We start from the raw sequence: 8,453 nt of genomic DNA on the forward strand, positions 1-8,453 counted from the left end.
CCGCGCGCTCCTCACGGCGCACCGATGGCCGATGCGAAGGTACGAATGGGGCGGATCGGGGTACAGGCACACGCGCACGGCGGATTCCGGACGCCTCCGCCGCGTGAACCCCCGTTCGAAGGAGACCAGTACGTGACCGAGACAGCCAGGCAGCGCGACGACCGTCCGGTGCTCACGAACCGGCAGGGCCACCCGATCCACGACAACCAGAACCAGCGCACGGTCGGCGCCCGGGGTCCCGCCACGCTGGAGAACTACCACTTCCTGGAGAAGATCAGCCACTTCGACCGCGAGCGCATCCCCGAGCGGGTGGTGCACGCGCGCGGCGTGACGGCCTTCGGCCACTTCGAGGCGTACGGCTCCTGGGGCGACGAGCCGATCGCGCAGTACACCCGCGCCAAGCTGTTCCAGGAGCGGGGCAAGCGCACCGACGTGGCCGTCCGCTTCTCCACGGTCATCGGCGGACGCGACTCCTCCGAGGCGGCCCGCGACCCGCGCGGCTTCGCGGTGAAGTTCTACACCGAGGAGGGCAACTGGGACCTCGTCGGCAACAACCTGGGCGTCTTCTTCATCCGGGACGCCATCAAGTTCCCCGACGTCATCCACGCGCTCAAGCCCGACCCGGTGACCTTCGAGCAGCGGCCCGAGCGGATCTTCGACTTCATGTCCCAGACGCCCGAGTCCATGCACATGCTGGTCAACCTCTTCAGCCCGCGCGGCATCCCCGCCGACTACCGGCACATGCAGGGCTTCGGGGTCAACACCTACAAGTGGGAGAACTCCGACGGCCGCACCATGCTGGTCAAGTACCACTGGATGCCCAAGCAGGGCGTGCGCTCCATGACCGAGGAGGACGCCGCGAACGTCCAGGCCGACAGCCTCGGCCACGCCACCAAGGACCTGTACGAGTCCATCGAGCGGGGCGAGTACCCCGAGTGGGAACTCCTGGTGCAGATGATGGAGGACCACGAGCACCCGGAGCTGGACTTCGACCCGCTGGACGACACCAAGACCTGGCCGGAGCAGGAGTTCCCGCCCAAGCCGGTGGGCCGCATGGTCCTCGACAGGATGCCGGACGACTTCTTCACCCAGAACGAGCAGATCGCCTTCGGCACCGGGGTGCTGGTCGACGGCCTGGACTTCTCCGACGACAAGATGCTGGTCGGCCGCACCTTCTCCTACAGCGACACCCAGCGCTACCGGGTGGGCCCCAACTACCTCCAGTTGCCGGTGAACCGGGCCAAGGCCCCGGTCCACACCAACCAGAACGGCGGCCCCATGGCCTACGAGGTCGACCCCCGGGGCGAGAACCGGCACGTCAACTACGAGCCGTCCACCCTGGGCGGGCTCCGGGAGGCGGAGGGGCCGGGCTACGGCGAGCAGGGGCCGGAGCTCCGCGGCAGGCTGACCCGCAGCCGCATCCCGCGGACCAACGACTACCTGCAGGCCGGGCAGCGCTACATGCTGATGGAGGACTGGGAGCGCGACGACCTGGTCGCCAACTTCACCGACCAGCTCAAGCAGTGCCCCAGGAACGTCCAGGAGCGGATGGTGTGGCACTTCCTGCTCGTGGAGAACGACCTCGGCGTGCGGGTGGGCGAGGGGCTCGGCATCTCCCCGCAGGACGTGGCGGACCTGGAGCCGCTGCCGAACCAGCAGCTCACCGACGAGGACCGCGATCGCCTGGCGAACCTCGGCAAGAACCCGCCGCGGGACGTCGAGGGCCTGACGATGACCCACTGCGTCCCGGACGAGCGGCACGTGGTGACCCGCTGACCGGAGGAACGCCGTGTGGCGGGGCGCGCGCGGGGAATCCGTGGGAAGACCCGGGCGCCCCGTGGCGGAGCACCCGGAACAGTCCCGCGGACCCGGTAGGAGAGAACCGGTCATGAAGAAGAGGAAGAAGAAGCTGCTCTACAGGCCGGTGGGCATCGCGCTCGGCGCCGTGAGCGGCGCCGTCGCGAGCGCGGCCTTCAAGCAGGCGTGGAAGATCGTCAGCGACAGGGACGACGCCCCCGACCCCGGAGACGAGGACCGCGGGCTGGGCGAGGTCCTGCTGGCCGCCGCGATCCAGGGCGTGATCTTCTCGGTGGTCAGGGCCGCGGTGGACCGCGGCGGTGCCGTCGCCGTCCGCAGGATGACGGGGACCTGGCCGGGCTGAGTCCGGCGGCCGCCCGGTGGGCGGTGCACCACGGCGGGGCCGTACGGGTCGACCGTACGGCCCCGCCGCCGTGTGCGGAACCGCACCGACACGCGGTGGCGAACCCGCCCGCAGGCCGTGCCGCGCCGGGGCCACCGTCGCGTCGGCGAAAACTTCCGGAACCGAGGATGGCCTTCTCCTGCGGTTCCGTCCCTGAACTTCCTTTGCGCACAGGGAACTTACGTGGCACGGAGCCTTGACCCGTGCATGCCGCGGTGATTTCCTTTCCGGAACCATTCCGGAAAGATCCGTGTGCACTTCGTCTCCGGCCCCCTCCAGCCCCTCCAGTCCTCTCCCGTCCATGACCTGCGGAGATCGAGCAATGAGAAGGCCCAACACCGGCCCACAGGCTCCCGGGAACGCCAGCCGGCGGACGTTCCTCGGATTGATACCGCTGACCGCGGCCGCCACCGCCGTACCCGCCGCCGTCGCAGCCCCGGCCGCCGCCGCGGACCGGGGCAGGGGCGGCGGGCACACCGAAGGCTCTGGCACCTACGTCTCCTTCTCCCGTCGCGGCGGGAGCTTCCCCCTCGTCGCGGACGGCCGCGCCGCGCCGGTCGTGGTCAGCGGCGGCGACCACCCGGGCGTACTGCGGGCGGCGGAGGACCTGCGCAAGGACATCGGACGCGTCACCGGCGTCGAGCCGGCCCTCAAGCGGGGCGACGCCCCGCCCGGGCGCGCCGAGGTCGTGATCGTCGGCACCATCGGGAAGAGCCCGCTGATCGACGGGCTCGTCGCGGCGGGGAAGCTGGACGTCTCGGACATCGCGGGGAAGTGGGAGACCACCGTCGAGCAGGTGGTGGAGGACCCGGTGCCAGGGGTGCGCCGCGCCTTCGTCATCGCCGGCAGCGACCAGCGCGGCACCATCTTCGGCATCTACGAGACCACCCGCCAGATGGGCGTGTCGCCCTGGCACTTCTGGGACGACGTACCGCCGCGCCGCCACGGCGAGCTGCACGTGCTGCCCGGCCGCCACACCCAGGGCACTCCGGCCGTGAAGTACCGCGGCTTCTTCGTCAACGACGAGAACCCGGCGCTGGGCACCTGGGCGCCGGAGTACTTCGGCCCCGGCCACGCCCCCGGCTTCCCGAACGGCTTCAACAAGGAGTTCTACGCCAAGGTCTTCGAGACCCTCCTGCGGCTCAAGGCCAACTACCTGTGGCCGGCCGTGTGGGGCCGGGCCTTCGCCGAGGACGACCCGGCCAACCACGCCACGGCCAAGGAGTACGGCATCGTGATGGGCACCTCGCACGAGGCCCCCATGATGCGCGGCATCGAGGAGTGGAACCGCCACGCCACCCCCGCCAGGCGCGACGCCGAGGGCAACATCACCGAGCCGGGCAGCGACCCCTACGGCGGCACCGGAGAGTGGAGCTTCCGCCGCAACCGGCAGGCGATCGAGGCGTACTGGGCCGACGGCATCCGCCGCATGGCCGAGGAGGACTTCGAGGGCGTGGTCACCCTCGGCATGCGCGGCAACGGCGACGTCAGCCTGCCCGACGGCGACGGCATCGACCTGATGCAGTCCATCCTCGACAGCCAGCGCGAGATCCTGGCCGAGGTCACGGGCAAGGAGGACGTCACCGGCATCCCGCAGGTGCAGACCCTCTACAAGGAGGTCCAGCGCTACTGGGACAAGGGCCTGCGCCCGCCGGAGGACGTCACCGTCGTCTTCTGCGACGACAACTGGGGCAACATGCGCAAGCTCCCGGACCGCTCGCTCCCCGAGCGCGCCGGCGGCTACGGCATGTACTACCACTTCGACTACGTCGGGGTCGGCCGCAACTACAAGTGGGTCGACACCGTCAACCTCGTCAGCACCTGGGAGCAGCTCCATCTGACCCACACCTACGGCGTGGACCGCCTGTGGGTGGTCAACGTGGGCGACCTGAAGGCCGAGGAGCTGCCCACGCAGTTCTTCCTCGACTACGCCTGGGCTCCGCAGCGCTGGCCCCTGGAGCGCCTCCACGAGTGGGGGCGCGGCTACGTCGCGCAGAGCTTCGGCCCCGAGCACGCCGACGAGATCGCCGCGATCCTGCACACCTACGGCGTCCTGCAGGCACGCCGCAAACCCGAACTGCTCAACCGCCGCATCACCCTCGACCCCGCCAAGGACCTGTCGAAGGACGAGGAGGCGGTGGTCTACGACGACCGGGCAAGCCCCTACCACCTCAACCACTACGGCGAGACGGCACGGGTCACCGAGGAGTGGCGCAGGCTCGCCAGGCGTGCGCAGAAGGCCGGCCGCCGGCTCCCGAAGGAGGACCAGGACGCCTACTACCAGCTCGTGCTCTACCAGGTGGAGGCCACGGCCAACCTCTACGAGCTGCGCGAGGCGCAGTTCACCAACATCCTCTACGCCGAGCAGGGCCGCGCCGCCGCAAACCGCTACGCCGACCTCACCGACGAGCGCTTCGCCGACGACCAGGCGATGTCGGACTACTACAACAACATCCTGGCCGGCGGGAAGTGGAAGGGCTTCCAGACCCAGCCGAAGATCGGCTACGGCGACGTGGAGCGCTACGGGCCCGACGCGCCCTGGCAGCAGCCCCAGACGCCCGACCACGTCGCCCTGCCCGACGAGGTCTTCCCGGCGGTCAGGCGGATCGAACTGCCCGACCGGGCCGAGATGGGCGTGGGCATCGACGGATCCGACCTGTGGTGGCCCGGGGCGGACGGGGAGGCGGTGCTGCCGGCCTTCAGCCCGTACCAGAACTACCCCGAGCAGTACATCGAGGTCTTCAACCGCGGCAGCAGGCCCTTCGACTACCGCATCACCGCGGCCGAGCCCTGGGTGAGGGTCGACCGCGCACGCGGGCGGGTCGGGGAGCAGGTGCGCGCCACCGTGCGGGTCGACTGGAGGAGGGCCCCCGAGGGCGTCACCAGGGTGCCCGTCACCGTCCACGGCCCGGGCGGTGCCGCCGTGGAGGTCCAGGCCGTCGTCGACAACCGCCGGATGCCGCGGCGGGGGCCGCGGGGCTTCGTCGAGGCGGACGGGCACGTGTCCATGGAGGCCGCGCACTACTCCCGGGCCGTCGGCACCGGGGGCGTCCACTGGCGGCGCCTGCCCGACATCGGGCGGGCCGAGGACGGGATGGAGCCCTACCCCGTCACCGCGCCCAGCCGGGAACCCGGCGGCCACGGGCCGCGCCTGGAGTACGAGATGACGCTCACCACGGCCGGCGAGGTCGACGTCTGGGTCCACCTGGCGCCGCGCAACAACGTCCTGCCGACGGAGGGCCTGCGGTACGCCGTCTCGATCGACGACGCCGAGCCGCGGACGGTCGACGTCACCGCCGCCACCGGCGCCGACGACACCTACATGAACAAGCGGTGGGCGAGGAACACCTCCGACAACGTCAACCGCACCGTCACCCGGCACACGGTCGGCCGGCCGGGCGTCCACGTCCTGAAGCTGTGGATGGTCGACCCCACGGTCGTCGTGCACCGGATCGTCGTGGACACCGGCGGTCTGCGGCCGAGCTACCTGGGGCCGCCGGAGAGCCGGCGGGTCGGCCGCTGACGGGCGGCACCGCACCGGCACGGAGCCGGCCGGGCGCTCCCTCGGGGGCGCCCGGCCGGCTCCGTGCCCACCCGCTTCAGCGGCCCGGCCCGGGGCGCCCGTCCGGAGAAGGACGCTTCGGGCCGTCCCCGCGGTAGCCGGTCCGCATTCGGGGGAGCGGACCGCGCTGCGGCGGCGGTGCGGGCCGGCGGGGCAGGGCGTGCCGGGGCTGGGTGAGGGTGATCTGCCCCACCAGCTGGTGGAAGCAGGCCAGGGCGGTGATCGGGGGGAGGCCCGCGGCCGCCACCCCGGTCAGGGTCTTGGGGGCATGGGCCACGCACAGGACCACCGCCACGGCCGAGAAGAGGATCACCACCGCCCAGGAGTGCCGGACCCGGCGCCGCAGCACGGTGGCGCGCAGGATCGACAGGGAGCCGGCGAGCCACGGCCCGTACACCAGCAGGGGCCACCACCGCGCCAGGTCGGCGGGCACGGCGGGCCCGGCCAGCAGGCGCAGGGGGTCGTAGGAGACCAGTCCGCCCAGCACGCTGACCATGGCCACGATGCCGGCGGTCAGTGCCGCCACGGCGTAGCTGAACACGTGCAGCAGCGACAGCTCCGGCCGCTGGGGCGTCCGGCGCCTGCGGCGGTGGCGGCGTTCGGCGGCCGGACGCCCCGCCCGGCGGGCGGGAGCGGCCCCGTCTCCGGGCTGCCCCGCCTCTTCGGTGTCCCCGGCGCCGAAGCGGCGCAGCACCCGGGTGGCCTCGTCCACGGCCGGCTCCGGCCCGGTGTGCGCCGTTCCCCGGGGCTGCTCGGCGGGCCGGGCCCGGGCATGGGCCGGACCGTGCTCCCGGCCGTGGGGCCGGGGCGGGGCGTGGCCGGAGTCCTGGAGCAGCTTGGCGAGTTCGGCCTCGAAGTCCCAGGACGGATCGAGGACGTCCACGTCGGGCGGGGCTGGGGCTCTCTGCTCCGGTACGAACCACGGGTCGAACTCCGGATGGACACCGGTGCGGTGCCAGTCGGGGTCCGGACCCGCGGGCGTGCCGTACGGATCGAAGTGCGGGCCCTGGTCACTCACGGCAGCCCGATCCGGGGAGGCGGACCGCGGATGTGGAAAGCAGATCTGGTGGAGTCACGTCCACAACAACGAAGGCCGGACCCGACCGGATGACCGGCATTCGGGTGAAGTCTCAATTCATACGATCGCGGTGAATGACCTTCGTCTCATGCCGGAGCATCTGTTTCGGGGTGAAAGTCCGCATAGGGGAGTTAAGGGGTGAAGGAGGCGCAGGGCCGGGCGGGGCGCCGGCCGGGCGGATCGAAGCGGGGAATCGCCGCGGTCCCGCTCGGGGCGCCGCGGATCCCGGCGTGGAGCGGATCTGGTCCATACCTTGACTGGTACATACCAAGGCGCTTGAGTGTTCCCGACCAACCCCCCACCCCGAAGGGAAGTTCAGGTGCTGAGAAAACGCCTCATGGCGGGCCTCGCCGCCTCCGCCCTCGCAGGCGCCCTGGCGGTCGCCGTACCCGCGACCTCCGCCTCCGCCGCCGAGTGCGCGACCCCGTGGAACTCCTCGTCGGTCTACCTCGGCGGGACGACCGTCTCCCACAACGGCCACAACTGGACCGCCCGCTGGTGGACCCAGAACGAGGTGCCGCCCGGCACCTCCGGCGTCTGGAGCGACCAGGGCGCCTGCGGCGGCGGTACGACCCCGCCGCCCACGGACCCGGATCCGTCCGGATTCGTGGTCAGCGAGGCGCAGTTCAACCAGATGTTCCCGAACCGGAACTCCTTCTACACCTACCAGGGCCTGAAGGCCGCCCTGAGCGCCTACCCGGCCTTCGCCGGCACCGGCAGCGACACGGTGAGGAAGCGGGAGGCCGCCGCCTTCCTCGCCAACGTCAGCCACGAGACCGGCGGTCTGGTCCACATCGTGGAGCAGAACACCGCCAACTACCCCCACTACTGCGACAGTAGCCAGCCCTACGGCTGCCCGGCGGGCCAGGCCGCCTACTACGGGCGCGGCCCGATCCAGCTCAGCTGGAACTTCAACTACAAGGCGGCGGGCGACGCGCTGGGCATCGACCTGCTGCGCAACCCCTATCTGGTTGAGCGGGACGCCGCGGTCGCCTGGAAGACCGCCCTGTGGTACTGGAACACCCAGAGCGGCCCGGGCACCATGACCCCGCACAACGCGATGGTGGGCGGACACGGCTTCGGCGAGACCATTCGCAGCATCAACGGCTCCCTGGAGTGCGGTGGGCGCAACCCCGCCCAGGTGCAGAGCCGGATCGACAAGTACCAGCGGTTCGTCCAGACACTGGGCACCACTCCCGGCGACAACCTGAGCTGCTGACGGGGGAGTCGGGCCGGAAGGCCACTGTGCCGCCGCCTGCCGCCGCCTGCCGCCGCCCGAGCGGCGGGCGGCGGCAGGGGCTTTTACGGAAAAACCTTCACAGGAAGGATCCTTCCTACCTCTACCCGCGGACGTGTCCGCCCGGAATACTGCCGGGCCATGACGCTCACGGACGAACGCATCACCGCCGCAAGGCTCGAGGAACTGCTCCGCGACGACTCCATCGACATGGCGCACCGGGCCCTGTGGCTGCTGCTGTGGGAGGGAGACCTGCGGGTGCTGGACCTGCTCTCCCTGGAGATCCAGGACGTGGACCTCCCGGCGAGGCGGGTGACCGGGGTCTGCGGCCGGCCGGTGCCCGAGGGCGAGGGGGACATCAGCGAGCGGGCGGCCG

6 protein-coding genes are annotated in these 8,453 nt (G+C 71.5%); 5 read left to right on the plus strand and 1 reads right to left on the minus strand.

Annotated features, from left to right (window positions below; all coding sequences use genetic code 11):
- Nucleotides 1-132 precede the first annotated feature (132 nt).
- The 3 genes from ACLIYP_RS27945 (at nucleotide 133) to ACLIYP_RS27955 (ending at nucleotide 5,723) form a co-directional block, all read left to right on the plus strand.
- Complete coding sequence (locus ACLIYP_RS27945) at nucleotides 133-1,776, plus strand: catalase (protein ID WP_412715874.1); 1,644 nt, start codon at nucleotides 133-135, stop codon at nucleotides 1,774-1,776.
- 112 nt (nucleotides 1,777-1,888) lie between these two features.
- On the plus strand, nucleotides 1,889-2,161 hold the full coding sequence (locus ACLIYP_RS27950; protein ID WP_412715875.1) for a DUF4235 domain-containing protein: 273 nt from the start codon (nucleotides 1,889-1,891) through the stop codon (nucleotides 2,159-2,161).
- A gap of 340 nt (nucleotides 2,162-2,501) precedes the next feature.
- Complete coding sequence (locus tag ACLIYP_RS27955; protein ID WP_412715876.1) at nucleotides 2,502-5,723, plus strand: glycosyl hydrolase 115 family protein; 3,222 nt, start codon at nucleotides 2,502-2,504, stop codon at nucleotides 5,721-5,723.
- Between the two features lie 76 nt (nucleotides 5,724-5,799).
- Here the strand turns inward: ACLIYP_RS27955 and ACLIYP_RS27960 are convergent, their stop codons facing one another.
- On the minus strand, nucleotides 5,800-6,780 hold the full coding sequence (locus ACLIYP_RS27960) for a DUF2637 domain-containing protein (protein ID WP_412715877.1): 981 nt from the start codon (nucleotides 6,778-6,780) through the stop codon (nucleotides 5,800-5,802).
- 397 nt (nucleotides 6,781-7,177) lie between these two features.
- Here ACLIYP_RS27960 and ACLIYP_RS27965 point away from each other — a divergent pair, with 397 nt between their 5' ends.
- Both ACLIYP_RS27965 and ACLIYP_RS27970 read left to right on the plus strand, forming a co-directional pair.
- On the plus strand, nucleotides 7,178-8,059 hold the full coding sequence (locus ACLIYP_RS27965; protein WP_412715879.1) for a glycoside hydrolase family 19 protein: 882 nt from the start codon (nucleotides 7,178-7,180) through the stop codon (nucleotides 8,057-8,059).
- 159 nt (nucleotides 8,060-8,218) lie between these two features.
- A partial coding sequence (locus ACLIYP_RS27970) for a site-specific integrase (RefSeq protein ID WP_412715878.1) occupies nucleotides 8,219-8,453 on the plus strand: 235 nt, incomplete at its 3' end.

The organism is Streptomyces nanhaiensis (assembly GCF_046614825.1).
GTDB classification, from domain to species: domain Bacteria; phylum Actinomycetota; class Actinomycetes; order Streptomycetales; family Streptomycetaceae; genus Streptomyces; species Streptomyces radiopugnans.